This is a genomic window from Micromonospora sp. WMMC241 (genome assembly GCF_027460165.1).
GTDB lineage: Bacteria > Actinomycetota > Actinomycetes > Mycobacteriales > Micromonosporaceae > Micromonospora > Micromonospora humi.
Map to the genome: position 1 here is coordinate 1336697 of NZ_JAPZBF010000001.1, position 26722 is coordinate 1363418.

The window sequence follows — 26722 nt, forward strand, 5'->3', positions numbered from 1 at the left end:
CGCGGCGGGAACGAGGCCGGCGTCGGGGAACGTGCCGCCGGGATCCTCCGGCCGGCACGGCCAGCACGGCCCTCCGGTGCGGCCGGACCGGGATTCCCCGGCCGCACCGGTGGGGCCGGCACCGACCTGGGGAGGTAAAGCGATGCGTACGGGTGTCTGGCTGGTGGGAGCGCGCGGCTCGGTCGCCACCACCAGCGTGGTCGGGGCGCTCGCCCTGCGGGCCGGGCTCACCCCGCCGACCGGGTGCGTGACCGAGCTGCCCGAGCTGCGCGGCCCCGCGCTGCCGGGTCTCGCCGACCTCGTCTTCGGCGGCCACGACGTGGTCGCCACCCCGCTGACCAAGCGCGCCGAGGCGCTCGCCGCCGCCGGGGTGCTGCCCGGCCGGCTGGTCGACGCCGTCGCGCCGGAACTGGCCGACGTCGAGGCGGCGCTCCGGCCCGCGCCGACCGAGGGCGACCCGGCGACCCGGATCGCCGCCGTGGTCGACGACCTGACCGCGTTCCGCCGGCGACACGGGCTGGACCGGGTGGTGGTGGTCAACGTCGCCGCCACCGAGCCGGCGGCCGATCCGCACCCGGCCCACCACGACCTGACCGCGCTGCGGACCGCGCTGACCGGCCCCGCCGACGTGCTGCCGCCCAGCTCCCGGTACGCGTACGCGGCGTTCACCGCCGGCTGCCCGTACGTCGACTTCACCCCGTCCACCGGCGCCCGCCTGCCGGCGCTGGCCGCGCTGGCCGACGAGCGCGGGCTGCCGTACGCCGGGCACGACGGCAAGACCGGCGAGACGCTGCTCAAGTCGGTGCTCGCGCCGATGTTCGCGATGCGGCACCTGGCGGTGCGTTCCTGGTCCGGCACGAACCTGCTCGGCGGCGGCGACGGCGCCACGCTGGCCGAGCCGGCCGCCAACGCCGCCAAGGTGGGCAGCAAGCAGCGGGTGCTCGCGGAGACGCTCGGCTACCTGCCGCAGGGCAGCACCCGGATCGACTACGTCCAGGAGCTTGGCGACTTCAAGACCGCCTGGGACCTGGTCACCTTCGCCGGCTTTCTCGGCACCGGCATGCGGATGGAGTTCACCTGGCACGGCTGCGACTCCGCGCTGGCCGCCCCGCTGGTGCTGGACCTGGCCCGCCTCACCGCCGCCGCGCACGCCGCCGGCCGCCGGGGACCCCTGGCCGAGCTGGCGTTCTTCTTCAAGGACCCGCTCGGCGGCGCCGGCCACGCGCTCGGCGAGCAGTGGGCGGTGCTGCGCGACTTCGTCGCCGGCCTGCACGCCGGGGTGGCCCGGTGACCCGGCTGGCCGACCTGGCCGAGCTGGTCCGCGCGCCCGCCGCGCTGTCGGTGCCCGGGGACGTGCTGGCCGGGGCCGCGGCGGCGGGCACGCTCGGCCGGCGTACACCCGCCCTGGCCGCCGCGTCGGTGCTGCTCTACTGGGCCGGGATGGCCGCGAACGATTGGGCGGACCGGCGGCTCGACGCGACCGAGCGCCCGGAGCGGCCGATCCCGTCCGGCCGGGTCCGCCCCGCCGTCGCGCTCGGCCTGGCCGGCGGCCTGACCGCCGCCGGGCTGGCGGTCGCCACCGCCGCCGGGGGCCGGCCGGCGTCGGCCGTCGCGGTCGGTCTGGCCGCCACCATCTGGGGGTACGACCTGAGCGCGAAGGACACCGCGGCCGGTCCCGCCGCGATGGCCGCGTGCCGAGGGCTGGACGTGCTGCTCGGCGCGACCACGACCCCGGCCGCCCGGCGATGCGCCGCCGGCGGCGACCGGTGGCCCGGCGGCGGACCGTCCGGCACCGGCGGCGGCCGGGGTGCCGGCGGGTCGGCCGGGGGCGTCGGCTGCGGGTCGGCCGGGGGCGTCGGACCGGCGCTGTTGCGGGCGCTGCCGGCCGCGCTCACCGTCGCCGCGCACACCTGGACCGTCACCGCGCTGTCCGGCCGCGAGGTGACCGGCGCGGCCGACCGCCGGCTGCCCGCCTTGACGCTCGCCGGCACCGCGCTGATCGCGCTCGCCGCCCCGGGCCGGCCGACAGTGTTAAGCGGGGCCCCCTCCTCTACCGAATGCGTTAAGAAGGGGCCCTTCCTTCGGGCCGTGGTGCCGGTGGCGCTCGCGGCCGGCTACGCCGTCCGGTACGGGCGGGCGCAGGCCCGGGTGCTCGCCGACCCGTCGCCGGCCCGGGTCCGCGCCGCCGTCGGCGCCGGCATCACCGGGCTGCCCGCGTTGCAGGGCGCGCTGGCCGCGCGGGCCGGCGCCCGGCTGCTCGGTCTCGCGGTGGCCGGCGCCGCCCCGCTCGGCCGCCGCCTGGCCCGACTGATCTCGCCGACATGACCACCGTGACGCCGGCCGCCGCGCCCCGCCGGCCTCCGCCCGCGCCGGGCCGGCTGCGATTCGGGTACGGCACCAACGGCTTCGCCAACCACCGGCTCGACGACGCGCTCGCGGTGCTCGCCGACCTCGGGTACGCGGGTGTGGCGCTCACCCTGGACCACGACCACCTGGACCCGTTCGCCCCCGGGCTGGCCCGCCGGGTGGACGCCGTACGCCGCCGGCTGGGCGCGCTGGGGCTGGCCGTGGTGGTCGAGACCGGGGCCCGCTACCTGCTCGACCCGTGGCACAAGCACGCCCCGACGCTGCTGCACGACGATCCGTCCCGTCGGATCGAGTTCCTCCGCCGGGCCGTGCGGATCGGGGCCGACCTGGGCGCCGAGGCGGTCTCCTTCTGGGCCGGCGTACGCCCACCCGAGGTGCCGCCCCGGGTCGCGTGGGAGCGCCTGGTCGACGGGTGCGCCACGGTCTGCGCCGAGGCGGCCGGCGTGCCGTTGGGCTTCGAACCCGAGCCGGGCATGCTGGTCGAGGACATCGCCGGCTGGCGGCGGCTGCGCGCCGCGCTCGGCGAACCGCCCGGCTTCGGCATCACCCTCGACATCGGGCACTGCCGCTGCCTGGAGCCGCTGCCGGTGCCCGACTGCGTGACGGCGGTCGCCGAGCACCTGGTCAACGTGCAGATCGACGACATGCGCCGGGGCGCGCACGAGCACCTGGAGTTCGGCGCCGGAGAGATCGACTTCCCGCCGGTGCTGGTCGCCCTGGCCGACGCCGGCTACCCCGGCCTGGTGGCGGTGGAACTGCCCCGGCACTCGCACGCCGCCCCGACCGTCGCCGCCCGCTCGCTCGACTTCCTGCGCGCCGCCGCCCGGCGCGGCGAGGGGCGGTGACCGACCACCATCCACCACCCGGCCGAGGGGAGACGGCATGACACCCGACCGACTGCGCGCCGCGCTGCGAGGCGTACCCGATCCGCAGTGGCTGGACGCGGCGCTGCGCCGCGTCGCGACCGAACCGGCGGCGATCCCGCGCTACTTCGCCGCCGCCGCCCGGCGGTGCGGGCGCGGGCCGGTGCCCGACCCGCCCGGCTGGACCGTCGACGAGGCCGCCCGGGCGCTGCTGCTCGCCGCGCTTCCCGGCGGTCACGCCGCCGCGGCCGAGACGCTCTACCGGGAGGGCGACGCCGCCGAGAAGCGGGCCGTGCTGCGGGCCCTGCCGCTGCTGCCGATCGGGGCGGAGTGCGTGCCGCTGCTGCACGACGCGATCCGCACCAACGACACCCGGCTGGTCGCCGCCGCGCTCGGCCCCTACGCCCGGCACCTGGAACAGCCGGCCTGGCGGCAGGCGGTGCTGAAGTGCGTCTTCGCCGGCGTGCCGCTGGCCGTGGTGGACGGCCTGCCCGACCGGGCCGACGGCGAGCTGGCGCAGATGCTCGCCGCGTACGCCGCCGAGCGGCACGCCGCCGGACGGGCCATGCCCGCCGACGCCACCGACCTGCTCGACCGGCTCACCACCACCACGGAGGCGTGACATGCGCATCTTCGACCCGCACATCCACATGACGTCCCGGACCACCGACGACTACGAGCGGATGGCCGCCGCCGGGGTACGGGCGGTGGTCGAGCCGGCGTTCTGGCTGGGCCAGCCGCGCACCAGCGTGGACAGCTTCGTCGACTACTTCGACTCGCTGATCGGCTGGGAGCCGTTCCGGGCCGGGCAGTTCGGGGTACGGCACCACGCCACCGTGGCGCTGAACCCGAAGGAGGCCAACGACCCGCGCTGCCGCCCGGTGCTCGACGTGCTGCCCCGCTATCTGGACAAGGACGGCGTGGTCGCGGTCGGCGAGATCGGCTACGACGCGATGACGCCCGCCGAGGACGCCGCCCTGGCCGGGCAACTCGCCCTGGCCGTCGCGCACGACCTGCCGGCCCTGGTGCACACGCCGCACCGGGACAAGGCGCGCGGCGTGGAACGCACCCTCGCGGTGGTCGCCGAGTCGGGCATCGCGCCCGGGCGGGTGCTTGTCGACCACCTCAACGAGGTGACCGTGGAGCTGGTCCGGGACACCGGCTGCTGGCTCGGCTTCTCGATCTATCCGGAGACCAAGATGTCGCCGCCGCGGATGGTCGAGCTGCTGAAGACGTACGGGACGGAGCGGATGCTGGTCAACTCGGCCGCCGACTGGGGGCGCTCCGATCCGCTGCTCACCCGGGCCACCGGCGAGGCGATGCTCGACGCCGGGTTCGACGCCGACGACGTGGACCGGGTGCTGTGGCGCAACCCGGTGGAGTTCTACGGCCAGTCCGGCCGGCTGGACCTGACCGACCTGGACGACTCCGGCCCCACGTACGCCGGCAACTCGATCCTGCGCGGGGGCGCGTGATGCGGCTGCGTCACGCCGACGGCACCACCGTCCACCTCGGCTACTGCACCAACGTCCACCCGGCGGAGGACCTGCCGGGCATCCTCGCCCAACTCGACACCTACGCGGTCGCGGTGCGCCGGCGACTCGACGTCGACCTGCTCGGACTGGGGCTGTGGCTGTCCGCGCCGGTGGCCGCCGCGCTCGCCGCCGACCCGGCGGCCCGCCGCCGGCTGCGCCACGAGCTGACCGTACGCGGGCTGGAGGTGGTCACGCTCAACGGCTTCCCGTACGCGGCGTTCCAGGCCCCGGTGGTCAAGGGCGCGGTCTACCACCCGGACTGGACCACGCCGGAGCGCCTCGCGTACACAGTGGACCTGGCCCGGGTGCTGGCCGACCTGCTGCCCGACGACGCGGCCCGGGGCTCGATCTCGACGTTGCCGCTGGCCTGGCGCACGCCGTGGGGCCCGGACCGGGCCGACACCGCCCGCGGCCGGCTCGACGCGTTGGCCGCCGGGCTGGCCGCCGTGCGGCGCGACACCGGCCGGACGATCCGGGTGGGTTTCGAGCCGGAACCCGGCTGCCTGGTGGAGTCGACCGCGCAGGCCGCCACCGCCCTGTCCGGCGTGGACCCCGAGTGGCTCGGGATCTGCCTGGACCTGGCGCACCTGGCGTGCGCCTGGGAGGAACCGGCCGACGCGCTGGCCCGGCTGCGTGACGCCGGGCTGCCGGTGGTCAAGGTGCAGGTCTCCGCCGCCGTCGAGGCGCCCGACCCGGCCGGCGCGACCGGGGCGCTGCGCCGCTTCGTCGAGCCGAGGTTCCTGCATCAGACCCGGGCGGCGGGCTGCGCCGGCGCCACCGACCCGGCCGACCCGGCGTGGGCGGCCGACGACCTGGACGCGGCGCTCGACGCGCGGCTGCCCGGGGCGTGGCGGGTGCACTACCACGTGCCGCTGCACGCCCCGCCGGAGGAACCGCTGCGCTCGACCGTGCCGGTGCTGCGGGCCGCCCTCGCCGCGCTGTTCGCCGGCCCTGCCGCCGGCTGCGACCACCTCGACGTGGAGACGTACACCTGGGGGGTGCTGCCGCAGGCGCGGCGGCCGCGCTCCGACGCGGAGCTGGCCGCCGGCATCGCCGCCGAACTGGCCTTCGCCCGCGCCGAGGTGGGCGCTGTCGGGGTGGGGGTGTCCTCATGAGCCGGCGGCTGGTGGTGCTCGACGTGGTCGGGCTGACGCCGCGGCTGCTGGCGCACATGCCCCGGCTGCGCGCGGTGGCCGAGGCCGGGTTCGCCGCCGAGCTGGGCGCCGTGCTGCCGGCGGTGACCTGCTCGGCGCAGGCCACGTTCCTCACCGGCGAGCCGCCCGCCGGGCACGGCGTGGTGGGCAACGGCTGGTACTTCCGGGACCTCGGCGAGGTGCTGCTCTGGCGGCAGCACCACGCGCTCGTCGGCGGCGAGAAGGTGTGGCAGGCGGCCCGCCGGGTCGAGCCGGGCTACCGGGTGGCGAACGTCTGCTGGTGGTACGCGATGGGCGCGGACGTCGACTGGACGGTCACGCCGCGCCCGGTCTACCACGCCGACGGGCGCAAGGAGCCGGACTGCTGGACCGACCCGCCGGAGCTGCACGACACGCTCACCGACGCGCTCGGCACCTTCCCGCTGTTCAGCTACTGGGGGCCGGGCGCGGGGCTGCCGTCCTCGGCGTGGATCAGCCGGGCCGCGCAGCGGATCCTCGCCGACCACGCCCCCGACCTGACCCTGGTCTACCTGCCGCACCTCGACTACGACCTGCAACGCTTCGGCCCGTCCGCGCCGCGGGCCGCCGCCGCCGCGGCGGAGTTGGACGCGGTGCTCGGCCCGCTGCTGGACGCGGCGCGGGAACGCGACGCCACCATCGTCGCGCTGTCGGAGTACGGCATCACCGAGGTGTCCCGCCCGGTGGACGTCAACCGGATGCTGCGGGCCGAAGGGCTGCTGCGGGTGCACACCCAGGCCGGGATGGAATACCTGGAACCGTGGACGTCGCGGGCCTTCGCGGTGGCCGACCACCAGGTGGCGCACGTCTACGTGCGGGACCCGGCGGACGTGCCGGCGGTGGCGAAACTGTGCGCCGCGCTGCCCGGCGTGGCCGAGGTGCTGGACGCGGCCGGGCAGGCCGGGTACGGGCTGGACCATCCCCGCTCCGGCGAGCTGGTGCTGGTGGCCGATCCGGATGCCTGGTTCACCTACTACTACTGGCTCGACGACGCCCGGGCACCCGACTTCGCCCGCCTGGTCGAGATCCACCGCAAGCCCGGCTACGACCCGGCCGAGCTGTTCCTCGACCCGGCCGCGCCGGCGGCGGCGAAGCGCCGGGCGGCGGTGGCGCTGGCTCGCAAGAAGCTCGGGATGCGCTACCTGATGAGCGTGGTGGGGCTGGACGCGGGCGCGCGGGCGGTCCGCGGCTCGCACGGGCGCCTGCCGGCCGACCCGGCGGACGGGCCGGTGCTGCTCTGCTCCGACCCGGCGGCGGCCCGGGACCGGGTCGCCGCGACCGAGGTGAAGGCGTTGCTGCTCCACCTCGCGGACCTAACTTTTGTCGATACGCGTCAAAAGTAGTTTCCGATCGATCAGAAGCTATGGACATGCCGATCGAAAGGTCTTAATGTCGTCCCAGCACCAGCTCCCCCCTTTCGGCATCCGGCGCGACGCGCGCCCGGTCCTGGCTGCGCGCGTCAGGAAGGACTGCACAGCATGTCCAGCCACCCCCACCACCCACCCGCCCGACGACGACTGGCCGCCGGCGCGGCGCTGCTGCTCGCGGCCACCGCCGGCACGGTCACAGTGGCCACGACGCCCGTCCCGGCGTCCGCCCACCCCATCTCGGCCAGCGACTTCCAGCAGGTCGAGCTGGCCCGCGGCGTCGCCGAGACCGGCGAGCCGATGTCGCTCGCGGTGCTGCCCGACCGGTCGGTCCTGCACACCGCCCGCAACGGCACGCTGCGCCGCACCGACGCGGCCGGCGCCACCACTGTCGTCGGCACGCTGCCGGTCTACACCCACGACGAGGAGGGGTTGCAGGGCGTCGGCGTCGACCCCGGCTTCACCACCAACCGGCACATCTACCTCTACTACGCGCCGCCGCTGTCCACCCCGGCCGGGGACGCTCCCGCCACCGGCACCGACTTCTCCGCCTGGCAGGGCGTCAACCGGCTCTCCCGGTTCACGCTCAACGCCGACTTCACGCTCAACCAGGCCAGCAAGGTCGACGTGCTCGACGTGCCGGCCGACCGAGGGCTGTGCTGCCACGTCGGCGGCGACATCGACTTCGACGCGGCCGGCAACCTCTACCTCTCCACCGGCGACGACACCAACCCGTTCGACTCCGCCGGCTACGCCCCGATCGACGAGCGCACCAACCGCAACCCCGGGTACGACGCGCAGCGCAGCGCCGGCAACACCAACGACCTGCGCGGCAAGATCCTGCGGATCAAGGTGAACGCCAACGGCACGTACTCGATCCCCAGCGGCAACCTGTTCGCACCCGGCACCGCGAAGACCCGCCCGGAGATCTACGCGATGGGCTTCCGCAACCCGTTCCGGATGAGCGTCGACAAGGCCACCGGCATCGTCTACGTCGGCGACTACGGCCCGGACGCCGGCACCACCTCGGCGCGCGGCCCGTCCGGGCAGGTCGAGTTCGACCGGGTCACCGGGCCGGGCAACTACGGCTGGCCCTACTGCACCGGCACCAACACCGCCGCCGAGACGTACGCCGAGTGGGACTTCGCCGCCGGCACCGCGGGCGCGAAGTTCAACTGCACCGGCGGCCCGACGAACAACTCGTTCCGCAACACCGGCCTGGCGACGCTGCCGGCCGCCAAGCCGGCCTGGATCCGCTACGCCGGTGACGCGGGCAGCCCGCCCGAGTTCGGCGGCGGCTCCGAGTCGCCGATGGGCGGCCCGGTCTACCGCTACGACGCGGCCAACCCGTCCACCACCAAGTTCCCGCAGACCTTCGACGGTCAGTTCTTCGCCACCGAGTTCGGGCGCGGCTGGATCAAGCCGATCCACGTCAACGCCGACGGCTCACCCGGCACCATCGACACGTTCCCGTGGACCGGCAAGCAGGTGATGGACTCCGCGTTCGGCCCGGACGGCTCCTACTACGTGCTCGACTACGGCACCGGCTACTTCAACGGCGACGCCAACTCGGCGCTCTACCGCTTCGACTACCTGGGCGGCGGCAACCGCGCCCCGGTGGCCCGCGCCGCCGCCGACCGGACCTCCGGCGCCGCGCCGCTGGCCGTGGCGTTCTCGTCGGCCGGCTCGTCCGACCCGGAGGGCGGCGCGCTCACCTACTCCTGGGCGTTCGGCGACGGCGGCACCTCCACCGCCGCCAACCCGTCGCACACCTACACCGCGAACGGCCGCTACACCGCCACGCTCACCGTCCGCGACCCGCAGGGCGCCACCGGCACCGCCAGCGTGACGATCACCGTCGGCAACACCGCGCCGACAGTGGTGATCGAGACGCCCGGCAACGGCAAGCTCTTCTCCTTCGGCGACACGGTGCCGTTCCGGATCACCGTCACCGACCCGGAGGACGCCACCATCGACTGCACCAAGGTCAAGATGACCTACGTGCTCGGCCACGACCAGCACGGCCACCAGATCACCTCGGCCACCGGCTGCACCGGCTCGATCGCCATCCCGGTGGACGGCGAACATGACGACGCGGCGAACATCTTCGCCATCTTCGACGCCGAGTACACCGACGCCGGCGGCCTCACCACCCACACCCAGCACACGCTCCAGCCCCGGCACCGGCAGGCCGAGCACTTCAAGACCTCGTCCGGGATCAACACGTTCGACAAGGGCACCGCCGAGGGTGGCAAGACCGTCGGTGACATCAACAACGGCGACTGGATCGCGTTCCAGCCCTATCTGCTCGCCGACGCCACCGGGTTCAGCGCCCGGGTCTCCTCGGCCGGCGCGGGCGGCACGCTCCAGGTGCGGGCCGGCTCGGCCACCGGCACCGTGCTCGGCTCGGCCACCGTCCCGGTCACCGGCGCCTGGGACTCGTTCACCACGGTCACCGGCACCGTCACCAACCCGCCGGCCGGGACCACCACGCTCTACCTGACGTTCGCCGGCGGCACCGGGGCGCTCTACGACCTGGACGCGTTCACGTTCACCACCTCGGCGGTGCGGACCGGGCCGGTGAAGGGACTGGCCGGCAAGTGCCTCGACGTGCGCAACGCGGCGACCGCCGACGGCACCCAGATCCAGCTCTACACCTGCAACGGCACCGCCGCGCAGGCCTGGACGGTCACCCCCAACTCGACAGTCAAGGCGTACGGCAAGTGCCTGGACGTGTCCGGCGGCGCCAGCGCCGACGGCACGAAGATCCAGCTCTACACGTGCAACGGCACCGGTGCGCAGAACTGGTCGGCGCAGGCCGACGGCACGGTGCGCAACCCGCAGTCCGGCAAGTGCCTGGACGTGTCCGGCAACAACTCCGCCGACAGCACGCCCGTGCACCTGTGGACCTGCACCGGTGCTGCCAACCAGAAGTGGACGCTGCCGTGAGGATGGAAGCGAGAACACCGATGAGACTCCTCCGTACCGCGCTGGTGGCGGTGACCGCCGTCGCCGCCACCGCGTCCGCCACCCCGGCATGGGCCGCCGACGCCCCCTACGACGTGCTGGTCTTCTCCAAGACCGCAGGCTTCCGGCACGACTCCATCGCGGTCGGCACGCAGACCGTGCGTGACCTGGGGGCGGCGAACAACTTCACGGTCACCGCGACCGAGGACGCCGCCCAGTTCACCACCGCCAACCTGGCCCGCTTCGAGGCGGTCATCTTCCTCAACACCACCGGCGACGTGCTGAACGCGACCCAGCAGGCCGCGTTCGAGAGCTACATCGGCGCCGGCGGCGGATACGTGGGCGTGCACTCGGCCGCCGACACCGAGTACGACTGGCCGTTCTACGGCAACCTGGTCGGCGCCTGGTTCGCGTCCCACCCGGCGATCCAGCCGGCCACCGTCAAGGTGGAGGACCGGGCGCACGCCGCCACCGCGCACCTGCCGCAACGCTGGAACCGCACCGACGAGTGGTACGACTACCGCACCAACGCCCGCTCCACCGCGCACGTGCTGGCCAGCCTGGACGAGTCCACCTACAGCGGGGGTTCGATGGGCGGCGACCACCCGCACGCCTGGTGCAAGTCCGTCAGCGGCGGCCGGTCCTTCTACACCGGTGGCGGGCACACCCAGGCGTCGTACGCCGAGCCCGCGTTCCGCGCCCACCTGCTCGGCGGCATCCGCTACGCCGCCGGGCGCACGAAGGCCGACTGCCGGCCGGAGACCGGCTACACCGCGCTCTACGACGGCGGCACCACCGGCTGGTCGCAGGCCGGGCCGGGCAGCTTCACCAACTCCGACGCCACGCTCACCTCGGTCGGCGGCATGGGTCTCTACTGGTACAGCGCGAAGCAGTTCACCAACTACTCGCTGAAGCTGGACTGGCGGCTCGCCGGCGACGACAACTCCGGGGTGTTCGTCGGCTTCCCGCCGTCGAGCGACCCGAACTCGGCGGTGAACAACGGCTACGAGGTGCAGATCGACCCCACCGACTCGGCGGACAGGACCACCGGGGCGATCTACGGGTTCAAGTCCGCCGACCTGGCCGCCCGGGACGCGGCGCTGAACCCGGCGGGGGAGTGGAACACCTACGAGATCCTGGTCGAGGGCGAACGGCTCCAGGTCTTCCTCAACGGCGTCCGGATCAACGACTTCACCAACACCGACCCGGTCCGGTCGCTCGCCGGGCACGTCGGCATCCAGAACCACGGGACCGGTGACGACGCGTCGTTCCGCAACATCCGGATCAAGGAACTGGGCGGCACCCCGCCGCCCACCGGCAACACCACAGTGCAGGCCGAGTCGTTCAGCGCGGCCAGCGGCGTCAGCGCGTTCACCAAGGCCGGGGCCAACGGCGGGCAGACCCTCGGGTACGTCGACCCGGGCGACTGGGCCGCCTACCAGGGTCTGGACCTGACCGGTGTGACGTCGCTGCGCGCCCGGGTGGTCTCCGGCGGCCCGGGCGGCACGATCCAGGTGCGCACCGGCTCACCGACCGGCCCGCTGCTCGGCCAGGTGGCGGTGCCGAACACCGGAAGCTGGACCACGTTCGCCGACGTCACCACCGCGCTGAGCGGGGTGCCGTCGGGCACCCAGACGGTCCACCTGACCTTCACCGGCACCGGTTCCGGGTTGTTCGACGTCGACGACTTCACGCTGGTTCGCGGCGGTGGCGGCACCGGCGGGACCGGCCCGGTGAAGGGCCTGGCCGGCAAGTGCCTGGACGTACGCAACGCGGCGACCGCCGACGGCACCCAGATCCAGCTCTACACCTGCAACTCGTCGGCGGCGCAGACCTGGACGGTGACGCCGAACGGGCCGGTGAAGGCGCTGGGCAAGTGTCTCGACGTCAACGGCGGCGCCAACGCCGACGGCACGAAGATCCAGCTCTGGACGTGCAACGGCACGGGTGCGCAGAACTGGTCGGCGCAGGCCGACGGCACGGTGCGCAACCCGCAGTCCGGCAAGTGCCTGGACGTCTCCGGCAACAACTCGGCGGACGGCACGCCGGTGCACCTGTGGACCTGCACCGGCGCCGCGAACCAACGCTGGACCCTGCCGTGAGGTAGGCCATAGAGTGGGGACGGCGACCGCGAGGTGGCCGGTGACCCGGCGGGAGGCGCAACCCGTCGGGTGCAGACGCCCAGAGCGTCCACCGGTGTCGAGCCGTCGCCGTCCCCGGTCCCTCGCCCCGGTCCGCAACGGAATCCCCCATCACGACAGGGGAGAAGGACAATGGCGCGACCCATCACGCTCTTCACCGGCCAGTGGGCCGATCTTCCGTTCGACGAGGTCTGCCGGCTCGCCGCCGAGTGGGGGTACGACGGCCTGGAGATCGCCTGCTGGGGCGACCACTTCGAGGTCGACAAGGCGCTCGCGGACGACTCCTACGTCGAGCGCAGGCGGGAGACGCTCGCCAAGCACAACCTCCAGGTCTTCACCATCTCGAACCACCTGGTCGGGCAGGCGGTCTGCGACCATCCGATCGACGAGCGGCACCAGGACATCCTGCCGGCCCGGATCTGGGGCGACGGCGAGCCGGAGGGGGTGCGCCGCCGGGCCGCCGAGGAGATGAAGGACACCGCGCGGGCGGCGGCGAAGCTCGGCGTACGGACCGTCGTCGGCTTCACCGGGTCGTCCATCTGGCACACGCTGGCGATGTTCCCGCCGGTGCCGCCCGCCATGATCGAACGCGGCTACCAGGACTTCGCCGACCGGTGGAACCCGATCCTGGACGTCTTCGACGAGGTGGGCGTGCGCTTCGCGCACGAGGTGCACCCCAGCGAGATCGCCTACGACTACTGGACCACGAAGCGCACCCTGGAGGCGATCGGCCACCGGGAGGCGTTCGGGCTCAACTGGGACCCGTCGCACTTCGTCTGGCAGGAGCTGGACCCGGTCAACTTCATCTTCGACTTCGCCGACCGGATCTACCACGTGGACTGCAAGGACGCGAAGGTCCGCACCGGCGACGGCCGGCGGGGTCGCCTCTCGTCCCACCTGCCCTGGGCCGACCTGCGACGCGGCTGGGACTTCGTCTCCACCGGCCACGGCGACGTGCCGTGGGAGGACTGCTTCCGGGCGTTGAACGCGATCGGCTACGACGGCCCGATCTCGATCGAGTGGGAGGACGCCGGCATGGACCGCCTGGTCGGCGCGCCGGAGGCGCTCCAGTTCGTCCGCCGCCTCGCCTTCGACGCCCCCACCGCCGCCTTCGACGCCGCCTTCAGCACCAGCCGCGACTGACCCCCACGCCGGCCGGCGCGCCCCCTCCGGTGCGCCGGCCACGGCAGCCCGGCGTGGCCCGAAGTCCGGCGGCCTGGCGCGGCCCGAAGTCCGGCGGCTCGGCGGCCCGGTGGGCTCGGAGTTCGGCAACGTCCCGACGTCGCGACCTCCGCGGCTCGGATCCCGGTGGTAGGCGCCCCGACGGGCTCGGAAGCCCGGCGGCCGGGCAATCTCGCGCGCCTACAAACGTGATGGCGCAGATGACTCGCCAATCGCTCCCGTGCCCCCGGGCCCGTTGACCCGAGTGGCCATATCATCGCGGCGCCCGCCCTCCGACCTTCCGGTGGAACGTCATGGGTGTCTGAGGGCGCGCTTGGCACCCATAGCGTTCCACCGGTGGTCCGGTGAGGGCGTGGGTGGAACGGCATGGGTGTCTGAGGGCGCGCTTGGCACTCATAGCGTTCCACTCACCAGAGGGCCGAGCCCTGTGGAGCGGACCGGCCGGATGTGCCGCCATTGACCCACCTGCGTCATCAACTTTGTAGGCGCGTGAGAGGCATGCGGCGGCGGCCGGCACTGCTGTTCGGGTCGGCGTGCCGACCCACCGGGTAGGCCGCTGGGCAGAGCCGTGGCGTGGGCTTGTCGAGCAGGGTCGCCGGCGGTCCGACGGCCCGGCGACCGGACAGGTTCGGCAGCGGGTTGGTGGCCGCCGGCAGCGGGGGACAGGGAGCGGTCAGCGTGCGGCGTAGACCTGGTCGCTGACCAGGTGGGCGGCGCCGATGAGGGCGGCGCGGTCGTCCAGGTCGGACAGGACGATCGGCATGCTGCCGGTGGCCAGCGGCGTGGATCGCCGGTAGACCACGCCCCGGATCTCGGCGAGCAGGACCGGCCCGATGCCCGGCGCCGCACCGCCGATGATCACTATGGCCGGGTTGACGAAGCTGACCAGGCCGACCAGCACCTGCCCGAGCCGGCGGGCGGCGTCGCGGACCAGCGTCTGCGCCGCCGGGTCGCCCTCGGTCGCCGTCGCGGCGACGTCCGCCACGGTCAGCGCGCCGGCCGCCGCGAGCCGGTCCGCCAGCGCCGTCGAGCGCCCGGCCCGCGCGGCCGTCGCCGCCTCCCGCACCAGCGCGGCGTCGCCGCAGTACGCCTCGACGCAGCCGGTGTTGCCGCAGCCGCAGAGCGGCCCGTCCTCGGTGAGCTGGAGGTGCCCGATGTCGCCGGCCCCGCTGGCCGCGCCCCGGTAGAGCGAGCCGCCGAGGACCAGCCCGCAGCCGACGGCGTCGCCGAGCTTGACGTAGAGGAAGTCGTCGAACGGGCGGCCGGTGCCGGCGTGTCGCTCGCCGAGCGCCATGGCGTTCGCGTCGTTGTCGACCTGCACCGGGCAGCCCAGTTCGGCGGCGAGCGTGTCGCGTACCGGAAATCGGTGCCAGCCGGGCAGCGCGGGCGGTGAGACGGGCGAGCCGTCGCGGACCGCGACCGGCGCGGGTAGCGCCACGCCGACGCCGGTCAGCCGGGCCAGCCCGGCCTCGGCCCGCAGCTTGCCGAGCAGCTCGACCGCACGGCCCACCACTGGTTCCGGGCCGAGCCGCACGTCGACCGGCTCGTCGAGGCGGGCGAGCGGGTTCAGCTCGCCGTCGGTGAGCGCGACCCGTAGCCGGCCGTCGCCGAGTGCGACCGCGCCGAAGCGCACCTGCGCGCCGATCCGCAGCAGCGACGAGCGGCGCCCGCCCCGGGACGCGGCCGGTCCGGCGGTCTCCACCAGGCCCAGCTCGGTCAGCCGATCCGCCTCGGCGGCGAACCGGGCCCGGGGCAGCCCGAGGACGTCCACCAGCTCCACCCGTGACCGGGGGCCGTCGTCGCGCAGCAGCCGCAGCAGCCGCGCCTGATCCTCGGTCTCCGGTCCGACCATCGCCATGTGATCGTCCACCTCCCCACCGGAGAATGTGCCACACCGCCGTCACGGCGGCGTGAACGCGTGGGGCGGGCACACGGGAGCGGGCCGGTCACCCGAAGGTGTCCGGCCCGCTGTCCGCTGACGTCAGAGGGTGCTGCTCGTGCCGTTCGGCTTGGTGCTGGTGCCGGTGGTGGTCGAGCCGGTCGCGCTCGTACCGGTGGTGCCGGACTTGCTGCCGACCGCCGCCGGCGTGCCGGCGAACGGCTTGTCGGCGTCGGTCAGCCCCGACTTGCTGCCGTTGCCGGTCGAGATCTTCTCGCCGAGCTTGCTCTGCCCGAGCTTGTCCTTGCCCTCGGAGTAGAGCCGGGTCGCCTGGGCCTGCGCGACGCCCGCCGCCTCCTGGACGGTCGGGTGGTCGAGCACCTTACGCCCGCGGACCACCAGCTCCTCGTACTTCTCCCGGCCGGCACGGGCGCCCAGGACGAATCCCGCTGCCAGCCCGCCAAGAAACATGATCTTTCCGCGCATGGCGGCTCCTTCCGTCCCTGAACTCTGTTGGTGGCTAACTACCCATCCTCCTCTCGGCTCATGCCTCCCTGTGTCGAGATGGCGATTTATCCCGATTCTGAGGGCCCGGCAACCCACTGGCGCACCACCCCCCGATGTCCTGTATTCTTTTCCCGTCGCACGGCACGGGGAGATCCGAGCTGGGCGGTGCACGATCCCCTGTAGCTCAATTGGCAGAGCAGCCGGCTGTTAACCGGCAGGTTATTGGTTCGAGTCCAATCGGGGGAGCTTCGCTCCACCACACGCCCGTCGGCCCTGCCGGCGGGCGTTTCTCGTCGCCGGGGCCGCCCGATTTCCGCCCGCGAACGCGGCTTGGGACGGCAGGATGGTCCGGGTCGACTTAGACTCCCGCTGCGTCGATTGATGCGTCGATTCGAGGGTGGTGGAGATGGCCGCAGGACGCAGCCGCTGGACCGCGACGCTGATCGCGGTGGCGGTGGTGCTCGGCTGGCTGATCGTCGGCGGCGTCGCCGGCCCGTACGCCGGCAAGCTCGGTGACGTCGCCACCAACGACAACGCCTCCTTCCTTCCGACCGACGCCGAGGCCACCCGGGCCCAGGACCTCTCCGCCGGCTTCGTCGACCGGGAGAGCACGCCGGCGCTGGTGGTCTACGAACGCACCGGCGGCATCACCCCCGCCGACCAGCAACGGATCCAGGCCGACGCCGCGCGCTTCGCCCAGGTGCCCGGCGTGATCGGCCCGCTGCCCCCACCGATCGTCAGCCAGGACAAGCAGGCCGCCCAGATCATCGTGCCGATCGACAGCGCCGAGGGCGAACAGATCCGCAGCGTCGTCGACGAGTTGCGCACCATCGCCGGCCCGGACCGCGACGGGCTCACCGTCGACGTCGCCGGCCCGGCCGGCCTGCTCGGCGACCTGATCGAGGTGTTCTCCGCCATCGACGGGCCGCTGCTGCTGGTCACCCTGGTCGTGGTGCTGGTCATCCTGCTGATCGTCTACCGCAGCCCGGTGCTCTGGATCTTTCCGCTGCTGGCCGCCGGCATGTCGTACTCGCTGGCCGCCGTCTTCGTCTACCTGCTGGCCAAGCACGACGTGGTCAAGCTCAACGGGCAGGCGCAGGGCATCCTCACCGTGCTCGTCTTCGGCGCCGGCACCGACTACGCGCTGCTGCTCATCGCCCGCTACCGCGAGGAACTGCACCGGCACGAACGCCCCTGGGACGCCATGAAGGCCGCCTGGAAAGGCGCCGCCCCGGCCATCGTCGCCTCCGGCGCCACGGTCATCGTCAGCCTGCTCTGCCTGCTGCTGTCCAGCCTCAACTCCAACCGGGCGCTCGGCCCGGTCAGCGCCGTCGGCATCGCCGCCACGCTGCTGGTGATGCTGACGTTCCTGCCCGCCCTGCTGGTGCTCGGCGGTCGCTGGGCGTTCTGGCCCCGGCGCCCCCGGCACGACGACGCCGACCCGCGCACCGAGCACGGCATCTGGGGGCGCATCGCCGGCTTCGTGGCGCGCCGCGCGCGTACCGTCTGGATCGTCACCGCGGTGGTCCTGGCCGCCCTCGCGATCGGGGTGACCCAGCTCGGCGCCACCACCCTCGGCCAGACACAGCTGTTCACCCAGCGCACCGACTCGGTGGCCGGCCAGGAGGTCATCGACAGGCACTTCCCGGCCGGCACCGGCAGCCCGGCCACCATCTTCACCGCGCAGGCCGCCGCCCAGCGGGTCGCCCAGGTGGCGCAGGGCGTCAAGGGCGTCGCCTCGGTGGCACCGCTCGGCCAGCAGGGCCAGAACGCGCCGCCCGACCCCGACGCGCCGCCGAAGGTGGTCGACGGCCGGGTGCAGCTCAACGTCACGCTCGCCGACCCGCCCGACAGCAACGGCGCCGAACAGGCCATCCGCGACCTGCGCGAGGCGGTGCACGCGGTGCCCGGCGCGGACGCCGTGGTCGGCGGCTTCACCGCCATCAACGTCGACACCGCCGACGCGTCCGTGCGCGACCGCAACGTCATCATCCCGGTGGTGCTGCTGGTCATCGCGATCATCCTGGCGCTGCTGCTGCGCGCCCTGGTCGCCCCGGTGCTGCTGATCGCCACCGTGGTGCTGTCGTTCCTGGCCACGCTCGGGCTCTGCGCGCTGCTCTTCAAGTACGTCTTCGACTTCCCCGGCGTCGACCAGTCCTTCCCGCTGTTCGCCTTCGTGTTCCTGGTCGCGCTCGGCATCGACTACAACATCTTCCTGATGAGCCGGGTCCGCGAGGAGTCGGTGCGGCGCGGCACCCGCGCCGGGGTGCTCGCCGGCCTGGCCGTCACCGGCGGCGTCATCACCTCCGCCGGCATCGTGCTCGCCGCCACGTTCTCCGCGCTCGCCGTCCTCCCGCTGGTGGTGCTGGTGGAGCTGGGCGTGGCGGTCGCCGCCGGGGTGCTGCTCGACACCATCGTGGTCCGTTCGCTGCTGGTGCCCGCGCTCGCGTACGACATCGGGCCCAAGGTGTGGTGGCCGAGCCGGCTGTCGAAGTCGCACCGCGACGGCGACCGCGCCGGAGCGGGGGTGGACCGTGCCTGACACCGACGTGGTCGTCGTCGGCGGCGGCCTGGCCGGCCTCGCCGCCGCCCGCCGGCTGCACCGCGCCGGCGTGCCGTGGCGGCTGCTGGAGGCCGGCGACCGGCTCGGCGGGCGGGTCGCCACCGACGAGGTCGACGGGTTCCTGCTGGACCGGGGCTTCCAGGTGCTCAACACCGCCTACCCCCGGCTCGGCTCACTGCTCGACCTCGACGCCCTCGACCTGGGCTGGTTCACCTCCGGGGTGCTGGTGCGCCGCGGCGACCGGCTGGCGCGGCTGGTCAACCCGCTGCGCGAGCCCACCGGCGCGCCCGGCGCGCTGACCGCCGGCGTCGGCTCGCTGCGCGACCGGCTGCGCCTGGCCGCGCTCGCCGGCGGCTGCGCCACACTGCCCGTCGGGCGGCTGCTCACCGCGCCGGAGACCAGCACCGAGACGGCGCTGCGCCGGGCCGGGCTCTCCAGCGCGATCATCGAGGAACTGCTCCGGCCGTTCCTGAGCGGCGTGCTGCTCGACCGCGAGCTGGCCACCTCCAGCCACGTGTTCGCGGTCATCCTGCGCTCGTTCGCCCGAGGCCGGATCGGCCTGCCCGCGCGGGGCATGGGCGCGCTGCCCCGGGCCGTCGCCGCGCCCCTGCCCGCCGAGCTGATCGCCCTGCGGACGCCGGTCACCGCCGTCGCGCCCGGCCGGGTCCGCACCGAGGCCGGCGAGATCACCTGCCGCGCCGTCGTGGTCGCCGCGGACCCGCCGGCGGCGGCCACGCTGCTGCCCACGATCGACCGGGTACGCATGCACGCCTACACCACCTACTACCACCGCACCGACTCGGCGCCGCTCGACGAGCCGATCCTGCTGCTCGACGGCGACCGGCGGGAACTGGTCGCCAACACGGTGGTGATCAGCAAGGCCGCGCCCACGTACGCGCCGGACGGCCAGCATCTGGTGGCCACCTCCGTGGTCGGCCCGCAGGCCCCGCCCGAGCCGGTGATCCGGCGCGAGCTGGACCGCCTCTACGGCCGCTCCACCGCCGACTGGACCCACCTCACCACCGTCACGGTGCCGGACGCGCTGCCCGCCGCCCCGCCGCCGCAGGGCCGGCTGCGCAAGCCGGTGGCGCTCGGCGACGGCCTGTTCGTGGCCGGCGACCACCGGGACAGCCCGTCCATCCAGGGCGCGCTCGCGAGCGGTTGGCGCACCGCCGGGGCGGTCCTGGACGAGCTGCGTTCCTGACACCTGCCTGCCGGCTGCTCGCTGTTATTCTCGCGTTGCCCATCGTGCTGTCGCGGCAGGCTTTGCCGCCGGCTCGGTGGTGGCCGGGGATCGATCGGCAGGTTACGATCCGGCGCGGTGACGGGGCGGTAGCTCAGCCGGTTAGAGCAGGGGACTCATAATCCCTCGGTCGCGGGTTCGAACCCCGCCCGCCCCACCAGCGACAGGTGTCAGGGGCTCGGTGAGAGAAGGGTGCTGCGTGTGGCCGAAGCACCCGAGGGCCTGAACCTTCCACCGGGTCTCTCGTCCCAGCGCCTGGGAGTGCTGACGGAGCTTGCGGCCCGGAACGATGCGGATCACGGCGAGGACCTGCTGGGCCTGGTCCTCTCCGGTTCGGTAGGCCGAGGGCTCGCCACCGAGCGCTCGGACCTGGACGTGTACGTCGTTCTCACCGAGCACGGCATGGGCGAGCGCACCACGGCCCGGTCCCCTGACCTCGACGAGATCCCGGTCCCGCTCTCCCAGTTGGAAGAGGTACCCCCGTTCGGGAGCGGAGGCTGGTGGTTCCGCTGGTCGTTCGCGTGGGCCCCGATCCTCCTCGACCGCACACAGGGCCGGCTGCCCTCCGCCCTTCACCGGTTGGCCACGGTGACGCCCGACGAGGCAGAGACGATTCTCGTCGAGCACGACCGCCTGGACGGGTGGCTGAACTATGCGTACCGAGCCCTCAAGAACGACCGCGACGGACGCGAATTGGAACGCCGCCTCGATGCTGCCGAATCAGTGCCCTGGCTGCTGGACGTCATCTTTTCGCTGGCCGGACGGGTGCGTCCCTATCACAAGTACCTGCCATGGGAACTCCGCGAACACCCCGTGCCGGAGTGGGATGCCCGGGAACTCCTGTCTTTGCTGCAAGCCACCCTCGACGGCGATCCGGCCGCCGTACGGGCAACCTTCAAGCGGGTCGAGAGCCTGTGCGCGACCTTTGACAACGAGCGTCCCGTACCCGCGCTGACCCCCATCATCGAAGGCTGGGGAGACGAACTGCAGATCCTCAGGCAGTGACCGGAGCTACCACCACCAGTCGACGGTGGACGGGATGGCACGGCGGGCAGGCGGCACGGCCTCAGCTTGCGGCCGTAGCGGTGATGTAGGTGTGGAAGGCCGCCACTTCTTCATCCGTGACAACCGGTTCGAAGTCCAGGTGCTCGCTCGGGACGATGCCGGTACCCGTACCGGTGACCGTCACGAACCAGGCGCCTTCGTGGCCGAGCCAGTGCGCCTGCGCCAGGACGCCGATGTCGGCGCTCTCTGAGGGGTCGTCCCGGTTTGCCCCGGCGATGATACGAACCCACTGCCCGTCCTGGCCGTAGGGCGGTTGCGGGACGTGGAGGGTGAGGTTGTCCGCCCCAGGGCTGTCACCGAACAGACGAACTGCACCGGCCTGGGCCAGCGCCCAGAGATCCGCTGTCCTGCCCGTGCGGCCTACCTCCACCTCGCCGTCCGGACCCTCGACCAGTACGGCGTATGAGCGGTCAGGCTCGTGCCGCACCCGTGCTCGCACCTGCATCTTGGGCTCGCTCATCCGTTGATGATGCCGCAACCGCCCCGCCCGTGCTTCCCTCGCGCATCAAGGACGGTTGATACGCTGAACGACGACGACGCACGCGCCCTGTGGAAAGACGGCGAGGGCCTGTTCATGGAGAGTTGCCGGCTCAACACCCCGATGCCGGTGCCCCCGCGGGCCGGGACCGCCAGCCCGTCCTCCCGGGCGACGAGGTAGCGGCACCCGTGCGGAAACGCCTGCGGGTCATGGTGGGAATGGCCGTCGCCGGTGTGCTGGCCGCGCCGGTCGCCGTTCTCTGGGTCCATGTCACCCATCCCCGTGACGAGGACGGATACCTGGCGTACCTCAAGCAGTACGGCAACCGGCAGAGCGACGAGCCGCTGGAGGTGCTGCCACCGACCGCAGACCTGATCGCCGAGGGGGACGCGGCCTGCGACTGGCTCCGCGAGCAGCCGTACGCCCTCTGGCGGCAGGACCCGCGGTACGGCGAGTTGGCGGTCTACCGGCGCTACCTCGATCAGATCGGCGACCGTTCGCCGAGGTGGGGCGGCGCGCTGCCGGATCTGGACTCGGTCGCGGGGGGCGCCTGGAACTATCTGTGCGCGGCAGACCGGGAGCTACGGGAACGGCGCCGCAATCCCTTCGCCCCCCAGCCGGACTGACCTGCGAGCGCTCTCGCCGGCACCGCGTGCTCAGGACGATCCGCGTCGAGCGCCGGGCAAGACGCGCCCGGCCTGACGGAGTGTCGGGCCGGGCGCGTGGTGTGGGGCTCAGGCCACGAAGCGGGCCCGGCGCCGGCGGCCGATCACGAAGCCCACGCCGCCGAGGAGCAGCAGCGCGCCGCCGATGCCGGCCACGGTTGCGGTGTCGGAACCGGTCACCGGCAACCCGCCACCCTCGCCGCCGGGAGCGCCCGGGCTGACGGAGGGAGCGGAGGTCGGCACGCCGGTCGCCGTGGCGCTGGGCGTGACGCTCGGCGTCGCGGTGGGCTGCGACGTCGGGGTCGCGGTGGGCTGCGACTTGCAGTCCAGCTCACGGGCCTCGTACACGCCGTTGTTCAGGTAGGCCAGGTAGGCGTCGATGGACGGGGCGCCGAGCAGCTTCTGCGCGGCCGCCTCGACGTTGGGGCCGGCGTTCGTCAGCGTCTGGGCCACCGTGACCCGCAGACCCGTCGACCAGGCGTCGAGCACGCCCTGCTTGAGGAATGCGCGCAGGCCTTCCGGGGTGCCCTTCAGCTGCTCCTGGATGGCTTGCGGCAGAACGGGCAACTCGTCGGTGTTCGCCACGTGCAGGATCTGGGCGGTCAACACCCGGAGCTCCTGATCGGTCGCGGTGTCCAGGTCGATGGTGATGAGCTTGCGGATGTCCGTGTAGACCTTGCGCTCGACCGTCTGGCAGGCCGGGTCCAACCCGGGCGCCTGGGCCTGAGCCGCCGCCGGCGCGGCCGGAAACAGAAAGGCGAGTGCCACCAGGACACCGGCCGCCAACCTCGATCGCATGTGGATGGTCCTCCCCGTTGCAGGCAAAAACAGGGAGATCCTAGCTGCGGCGGGCGGAGCGTACTGCCCCGCGATCACCGGCCGGCACGGGCTCGAACCCCGCCCGCCCCACCACGCGCCGGTGCCTCGCCGATCGGCCCGACAGGCGAGCCTCGGCCGACAACTGCGTCATCATCTCTTCCTTCGCGGCGCCGTACTGGGCCCGGCTGTGGGGATGCAGCGCCGCCGCACGCCTCTTCGCCGCCTCGTATCGGCGGGCGGCGTCGGGGGTGACCGCGAGGTATTCGCGAAGGAGTCGGTTCGCTTCCGGCACCGGTGACGTGACGCGGAAGACGTGCAGATGGTGGCTGCGCCTCCCGGCGGTGTCCTTCGCGAAGAACAAGTGGTCGTCGTCCTCGGCGAAGGCGGTCGGACGATGGACGTACCCAAGCCTTTCAAGTGGCCGGAGGTCGGTGACGATCGCGTCGACCTCAGGCACCACCGCCTGGATGTCGATGATGGGCTTGGCCGCCATGCCGGGAATGCTGGTGGACCCGAAGTGCTCGACGCTCAGCGCCGCAGGCAGCGCCTCCGACAACAGCAGTCGTTCGACGGTGAACCGCTCGGGCCAGTTCGGGTCGTAGGGCACCACCTCGACCACCGGCACATCGTCCGTCACGTTCGCCACCGTAGCGGCTCGGCACCCCGTTCGGATCGGGGCTCGTCACGCACCGCGCAAAGACGCGCCCGGCCCGACGGGGTGCCGGGCCGGGCGCGTCGTGCGGGGTCAGGCCACGAAGCGGGCCCGGCGCCGGCGGCCGATCACGAAGCCCACGCCGCCGAGGAGCAGGAGCACGCCGCCGATGCCGGCCACGGTTGCGGTGTCGGAACCGGTCACCGGCAACCCGCCACCCTCGCCGCCCTCGCCGCCGGGAGCGCCCGGGCTGACGGAGGGAGCGGAGGTCGGCACGCCGGTCGCCGTGGCGCTGGGCGTGACGCTCGGCGTCGCGGTGGGCTGCGACGTCGGGGTCGCGGTGGGCTGCGACTTGCAGTCCAGCTCACGGGCCTCGTACACGCCGTTGTTCAGGTAGGCCAGGAGGACGTCGATGGACCCGTCGTCGAGCGCCTTCTTCGCCGCGTCCTGCACGTTGGGGCCGGCGTTCGTCAAGGTCCGGTACGCCTCGACCCGCAGAGCCGCCAACCAGGCGCCGCTCAAGTCCGCCTTGAGGAACGCGCGCAGATCGTCGGCGGTGCCGTCGAGCCGCTTCTGAATGGCTTCCGACAGGACGGGCAACTGTTCGCGGTTCGCCTCGGCCAGGATCTGGTTGGCCAGCAGACGCACCTGGGTGGTGGTGGCGGCGTCCAGGTCGATGGTGACGAGTTCGCGGATGTCCTTGTAGACCTTGCGCTCGACCGTCTGGCAGGCCGGGTCCAACCCGGGCGCCTGCGCCTGAGCCGCCGCCGGCGCGGCCGGAATCAGAAAGGCGAGCGCCACCAGGACACCCGCCGCCAACTTCGATCGCATGTGGATGGTCCTCCCCGTTGCAGGCAAAAAACATGGAGATCCTAGCGGCAGCGGCCGGACCGCACTGCCCCGCGAGATCGGCCCTTGCTCAGCGTCCACCTAGGAGGCGCGGGCCTCGCGGGAACTGCGCAGCGCGCCGACGGCCACCAGCCCCGTGCCGGCGAGCGCGACCGCCACCTCGACGGCCTCCGATACCAGAGGCAGGTCATCCGTTCCCGCGCTCACCGCCATCCCGACCTGCAGGAAGGTGGCCTCGGCCGGATTGGCCACGATCCACCAGCCCGCCCACGACGCCGCGAGATCCGAGCAGGTGCGGGCCGTCGCGAGCGACAGCAGGACCAACCCCATCGGGAGCAGCCACCGCCGGTCCGCCCGCCACCCGGACAGCGCGAGCGCCCCCATGGCCACGACGGCGGCGAGCAGCGCCGGCCACACCGTCCCGAGCAGGTCCGGCAGCGGACGACCGCCGAACTCCGGCGCCACGCGTACGCCGAACCAGGCGAGGAGCAGCACCGCGAGGACCGCCGTCGCCGCACCCCCGCGCCGGCCGCGGGACGGCAGCGCCGCGACCCCGACCGTGAGACAGAGGACGCCGAGCGCCACGCCCAGCGCGACGAGCCTCTCCCGGTCGATCTGTTCCCGCCAGTGCGCCGCCAGGGCCGCCTTCGCCAACCCCTGGCCGGTGGTCGGCCAGCCGGCGTCATCGGCCTGCTCCTGGTACCGGAAGAGCCGGGTCGCCGTCACCACCGCCAGTAGCCCGACGCCCGCGGCGACGGCCCACCTGACGCGGCGCACACCCGGGCTCGCCAGCACGTGGCCGACCAGTGCGAGCAGCATGATCAGGCCGAACTGCAGCGACGCGGCCCGCATGGCGAGCAGCGCCGCCGCGACCGAGAGCAGACCGGCCGCGACGGACGCGACGAGCAGACCGTACGGGAGACGCATGGTCGGGGATCGTGGCACATGCGCTACCGGGGCTCCGCGTCGACGGTCGATGGCGCATGCTGTCCGCCATGGCGATCTACGACCCGAAGGCGGATCTGCGCGACTACCTGAGTGGGGCGCGCGAGGCGATGGTGTGGAAGCTCGACGGGCTGAGCGAGTACGACGCCCGGCGCCCGTTGACGGCCACCGGCACGAACCTGCTGGGCCTGGTCAAACACCTGGCCCGAGGCGAGTTCGGATACTTCGGTGAGACCTTCGGGCGTCCGAGCGACGCCGTTCCCCGGTGGCCGGAGGGCGAGGAGGCGTGGGAGGCCTGGGCGCTGCCGACGGAGTCGCGCGAGTCCATCGTCGACCTGTACCGGCAGGCCTGGGCACACGCGGACGCGACGATCGAGGCGTTGCCGTTGGACGCGGTCGGTCGGGTGCCGTGGTGGGGCGACGGCGGCGAGGTGACGCTGCATCAGGTCCTGGTTCACGTGACCGCCGAGACGCAGCGCCACGCCGGTCACGCCGACATCGTCCGGGAGCTGATCGACGGCACGGTCGGGCTGCTGCGTACGACGACGAACGTGCCGGCGGCGGACGCGGCGCACTGGGCCGCGCATCGCGACATGGTGGAGCGGAACGCGCGAGAGGCCGCCGGGCGGTGAGGCGTCCCGCGGACCTCGCTGACCGCCTCTCGCACGTGCGGTGGCTCGCCGGGGGCACCGGGTCGGGCAAGAGCACCCTCGTCCGGGCCCTGGCCGAGCGCCACGACGTGCTGGTCTACGACGGCGACCGCGCCGAGCGGGGGTACGTCGGCCGGTGCACCGCGCGGGACCAGCCGTACCTCTGGGCGTTGCTGAACGCCCCGGCGGCGCGGCGGTGGAACGGCCGCAGCGCACAGGAGATCTACGAGTCGATGCCGAGCCTGCACGGCGAGACGTTCGGCTTCGTGGTGGACGACCTGCTGGGGCTGCCCGTGGATCGTCCGGTCCTGGTCGACGACTTCCGTACTCTGCCCCGGGAGGTCGCCCCGCTGCTGACGTGGCCGGAGCAGGCGGCGTTCCTCCTGCCGACGCCGGTGTTCCGGGACCGGGCGTTGCGTGCCCGGTTCGCCGACCCGGCGCGGGCCCGGGCGAACTGGGGAGACGGCGACCACGACGAGGCGTTGGTCCTGCGGCTGGCGCGCGACGAGCTGTGGGACGCCGAGATCCGCCGCCAGGCCGTCGCGTCGGGCCTGCCGGTGGTGACCGTCGACGGTTCGCGTGACGTGCGCGACCTCGCCGACGACCTCACCGCCCGGTTCCGTCTGGCTGACCGTTCCCATCGTCCTGGGCACCATCACGGACGTGGCTGACAACGGGATCCGACTCGCGGTGGGGGCTGTCGAGAAGGACGGAGCCGGGGGTAGCTACACACTTCGGCTCCGGGTGCGCCGCTCCCGCACCGGGTTCCGGCCGCTGGTGGCTCGCGGGTGGCGCCGTGCTGGCGGCGCTCGC

At 73.5% G+C, this 26722-nt stretch carries 23 protein-coding genes and 2 tRNA genes; 18 read left to right on the forward strand and 7 right to left on the reverse strand.

The genetic code is table 11. The features are described 5' to 3' along the window. Positions 1-142 precede the first annotated feature (142 nt). The 10 genes from O7598_RS06470 (at position 143) to O7598_RS06515 (ending at position 13555) form a co-directional block, all read left to right on the forward strand. Positions 143-1291 carry an inositol-3-phosphate synthase gene (locus O7598_RS06470; protein ID WP_269690446.1) on the forward strand — a complete coding sequence of 383 codons (1149 nt, stop codon included), beginning with the start codon at positions 143-145 and terminating at the stop codon, positions 1289-1291. Then, positions 1288-2325, forward strand: a complete 1038-nt coding sequence (locus tag O7598_RS06475) for an SCO3242 family prenyltransferase (RefSeq protein ID WP_269690447.1) — start codon at positions 1288-1290, stop codon at positions 2323-2325. The genes O7598_RS06470 and O7598_RS06475 overlap by 4 nt, the downstream gene beginning before the upstream one ends. Next, positions 2322-3212: a sugar phosphate isomerase/epimerase family protein gene (locus O7598_RS06480; RefSeq protein WP_269690448.1), complete on the forward strand. Its 891-nt coding sequence runs from the start codon at positions 2322-2324 to the stop codon at positions 3210-3212. Before O7598_RS06475 ends, O7598_RS06480 begins: the two co-directional genes overlap by 4 nt. Before the next feature lie 37 nt (positions 3213-3249). Then, a complete protein-coding gene (locus O7598_RS06485) occupies positions 3250-3852 on the forward strand; it encodes an EboA domain-containing protein (protein ID WP_269690449.1) in 603 nt (200 codons plus the stop codon). Position 3853: 1 nt separating this feature from the next. After that, positions 3854-4705, forward strand: coding sequence for a TatD family hydrolase (locus tag O7598_RS06490; protein WP_269690450.1), 852 nt, complete (start codon positions 3854-3856; stop codon positions 4703-4705). After that, positions 4705-5880, forward strand: a complete 1176-nt coding sequence (gene eboE / locus O7598_RS06495) for a metabolite traffic protein EboE (protein WP_269690451.1) — start codon at positions 4705-4707, stop codon at positions 5878-5880. Before O7598_RS06490 ends, eboE begins: the two co-directional genes overlap by 1 nt. Next, positions 5877-7280 carry an alkaline phosphatase family protein gene (locus O7598_RS06500; protein WP_269690452.1) on the forward strand — a complete coding sequence of 468 codons (1404 nt, stop codon included), beginning with the start codon at positions 5877-5879 and terminating at the stop codon, positions 7278-7280. The genes eboE and O7598_RS06500 overlap by 4 nt, the downstream gene beginning before the upstream one ends. 135 nt (positions 7281-7415) lie before the next feature. Then, positions 7416-10253 (forward strand): RICIN domain-containing protein, encoded by a 2838-nt coding sequence (locus O7598_RS06505; protein WP_269690453.1) that lies wholly within the window; start codon positions 7416-7418, stop codon positions 10251-10253. 20 nt (positions 10254-10273) lie between these two features. After that, positions 10274-12373, forward strand: a complete 2100-nt coding sequence (locus tag O7598_RS06510; RefSeq protein WP_269690454.1) for a ThuA domain-containing protein — start codon at positions 10274-10276, stop codon at positions 12371-12373. 171 nt (positions 12374-12544) lie between these two features. Beyond that, positions 12545-13555: a sugar phosphate isomerase/epimerase family protein gene (locus O7598_RS06515; RefSeq protein ID WP_269690455.1), complete on the forward strand. Its 1011-nt coding sequence runs from the start codon at positions 12545-12547 to the stop codon at positions 13553-13555. Positions 13556-14267: 712 nt separating this feature from the next. Here O7598_RS06515 and O7598_RS06520 read toward each other — a convergent pair. Then, on the reverse strand, positions 14268-15452 hold the full coding sequence (locus O7598_RS06520; RefSeq protein ID WP_269690456.1) for an ROK family transcriptional regulator: 1185 nt from the start codon (positions 15450-15452) through the stop codon (positions 14268-14270). Positions 15453-15575: 123 nt separating this feature from the next. After that, on the reverse strand, positions 15576-15959 hold the full coding sequence (locus O7598_RS06525) for a hypothetical protein (protein WP_269690457.1): 384 nt from the start codon (positions 15957-15959) through the stop codon (positions 15576-15578). 194 nt (positions 15960-16153) lie between these two features. Between O7598_RS06525 and O7598_RS06530 the strand changes: the two genes are divergently transcribed. The 5 genes from O7598_RS06530 to O7598_RS06550 all read left to right on the forward strand — a co-directional run bounded on the left by O7598_RS06530 (position 16154) and on the right by O7598_RS06550 (position 20791). Further along, positions 16154-16226 (forward strand) — tRNA-Asn (locus O7598_RS06530). 160 nt (positions 16227-16386) lie between these two features. Continuing rightward, on the forward strand, positions 16387-18522 hold the full coding sequence (locus O7598_RS06535; RefSeq protein WP_269690458.1) for an MMPL family transporter: 2136 nt from the start codon (positions 16387-16389) through the stop codon (positions 18520-18522). After that, on the forward strand, positions 18515-19747 hold the full coding sequence (locus O7598_RS06540; RefSeq protein WP_269690459.1) for an FAD-dependent oxidoreductase: 1233 nt from the start codon (positions 18515-18517) through the stop codon (positions 19745-19747). Before O7598_RS06535 ends, O7598_RS06540 begins: the two co-directional genes overlap by 8 nt. Before the next feature lie 122 nt (positions 19748-19869). Next, positions 19870-19946, forward strand: a tRNA-Ile gene (locus O7598_RS06545). A 41-nt stretch (positions 19947-19987) separates the two neighbouring features. After that, positions 19988-20791, forward strand: a complete 804-nt coding sequence (locus O7598_RS06550) for a nucleotidyltransferase domain-containing protein (protein ID WP_269690460.1) — start codon at positions 19988-19990, stop codon at positions 20789-20791. Positions 20792-20852: 61 nt separating this feature from the next. Here the strand turns inward: O7598_RS06550 and O7598_RS06555 are convergent, their stop codons facing one another. After that, a complete protein-coding gene (locus O7598_RS06555; protein WP_269690461.1) occupies positions 20853-21311 on the reverse strand; it encodes a hypothetical protein in 459 nt (152 codons plus the stop codon). A 206-nt stretch (positions 21312-21517) separates the two neighbouring features. Between O7598_RS06555 and O7598_RS06560 the strand changes: the two genes are divergently transcribed. Further along, the gene (locus O7598_RS06560; protein WP_269690462.1) at positions 21518-21955 is read left to right on the forward strand and encodes a hypothetical protein; all 438 of its coding nucleotides are present in this window, start codon (positions 21518-21520) and stop codon (positions 21953-21955) included. Positions 21956-22063: 108 nt separating this feature from the next. Here the strand turns inward: O7598_RS06560 and O7598_RS06565 are convergent, their stop codons facing one another. From O7598_RS06565 to O7598_RS06580, 4 genes are all read right to left on the reverse strand, one after another. Then, a complete protein-coding gene (locus O7598_RS06565) occupies positions 22064-22792 on the reverse strand; it encodes a PT domain-containing protein (protein ID WP_269690463.1) in 729 nt (242 codons plus the stop codon). Between the two features lie 40 nt (positions 22793-22832). Next, positions 22833-23450: a GrpB family protein gene (locus O7598_RS06570; protein ID WP_269690464.1), complete on the reverse strand. Its 618-nt coding sequence runs from the start codon at positions 23448-23450 to the stop codon at positions 22833-22835. Positions 23451-23558: 108 nt separating this feature from the next. Continuing rightward, a complete protein-coding gene (locus O7598_RS06575) occupies positions 23559-24296 on the reverse strand; it encodes a PT domain-containing protein (protein WP_269690465.1) in 738 nt (245 codons plus the stop codon). Positions 24297-24395: 99 nt separating this feature from the next. Beyond that, the gene (locus O7598_RS06580; protein WP_269690466.1) at positions 24396-25241 is read right to left on the reverse strand and encodes an aminopeptidase; all 846 of its coding nucleotides are present in this window, start codon (positions 25239-25241) and stop codon (positions 24396-24398) included. Between the two features lie 68 nt (positions 25242-25309). Here O7598_RS06580 and O7598_RS06585 point away from each other — a divergent pair, with 68 nt between their 5' ends. Together O7598_RS06585 and O7598_RS06590 are read left to right on the forward strand one after the other, a co-directional pair. Then, complete coding sequence (locus O7598_RS06585; RefSeq protein ID WP_269690467.1) at positions 25310-25891, forward strand: DinB family protein; 582 nt, start codon at positions 25310-25312, stop codon at positions 25889-25891. After that, a complete protein-coding gene (locus tag O7598_RS06590) occupies positions 25888-26580 on the forward strand; it encodes a hypothetical protein (RefSeq protein ID WP_269690468.1) in 693 nt (230 codons plus the stop codon). Before O7598_RS06585 ends, O7598_RS06590 begins: the two co-directional genes overlap by 4 nt. Positions 26581-26722 lie beyond the last annotated feature (142 nt).

Coding starts and splice junctions, on each gene's coding strand:
- O7598_RS06470 (WP_269690446.1), top strand. CDS start 143: ATGCGTACGGGTGTCTGGCTGGTGGGAGCGCGCGGCTCGGTCGCCACC.
- O7598_RS06480 (WP_269690448.1), top strand. CDS start 2,322: ATGACCACCGTGACGCCGGCCGCCGCGCCCCGCCGGCCTCCGCCCGCG.
- O7598_RS06485 (WP_269690449.1), top strand. CDS start 3,250: ATGACACCCGACCGACTGCGCGCCGCGCTGCGAGGCGTACCCGATCCG.
- O7598_RS06490 (WP_269690450.1), top strand. CDS start 3,854: ATGCGCATCTTCGACCCGCACATCCACATGACGTCCCGGACCACCGAC.
- eboE (WP_269690451.1), top strand. CDS start 4,705: ATGCGGCTGCGTCACGCCGACGGCACCACCGTCCACCTCGGCTACTGC.
- O7598_RS06500 (WP_269690452.1), top strand. CDS start 5,877: ATGAGCCGGCGGCTGGTGGTGCTCGACGTGGTCGGGCTGACGCCGCGG.
- O7598_RS06505 (WP_269690453.1), top strand. CDS start 7,416: ATGTCCAGCCACCCCCACCACCCACCCGCCCGACGACGACTGGCCGCC.
- O7598_RS06510 (WP_269690454.1), top strand. CDS start 10,274: ATGAGACTCCTCCGTACCGCGCTGGTGGCGGTGACCGCCGTCGCCGCC.
- O7598_RS06515 (WP_269690455.1), top strand. CDS start 12,545: ATGGCGCGACCCATCACGCTCTTCACCGGCCAGTGGGCCGATCTTCCG.
- O7598_RS06520 (WP_269690456.1), bottom strand. CDS start 15,452: ATGGCGATGGTCGGACCGGAGACCGAGGATCAGGCGCGGCTGCTGCGG.
- O7598_RS06525 (WP_269690457.1), bottom strand. CDS start 15,959: ATGCGCGGAAAGATCATGTTTCTTGGCGGGCTGGCAGCGGGATTCGTC.
- O7598_RS06535 (WP_269690458.1), top strand. CDS start 16,387: ATGGCCGCAGGACGCAGCCGCTGGACCGCGACGCTGATCGCGGTGGCG.
- O7598_RS06555 (WP_269690461.1), bottom strand. CDS start 21,311: ATGAGCGAGCCCAAGATGCAGGTGCGAGCACGGGTGCGGCACGAGCCT.
- O7598_RS06565 (WP_269690463.1), bottom strand. CDS start 22,792: ATGCGATCGAGGTTGGCGGCCGGTGTCCTGGTGGCACTCGCCTTTCTG.
- O7598_RS06575 (WP_269690465.1), bottom strand. CDS start 24,296: ATGCGATCGAAGTTGGCGGCGGGTGTCCTGGTGGCGCTCGCCTTTCTG.
- O7598_RS06580 (WP_269690466.1), bottom strand. CDS start 25,241: ATGCGTCTCCCGTACGGTCTGCTCGTCGCGTCCGTCGCGGCCGGTCTG.
- O7598_RS06585 (WP_269690467.1), top strand. CDS start 25,310: ATGGCGATCTACGACCCGAAGGCGGATCTGCGCGACTACCTGAGTGGG.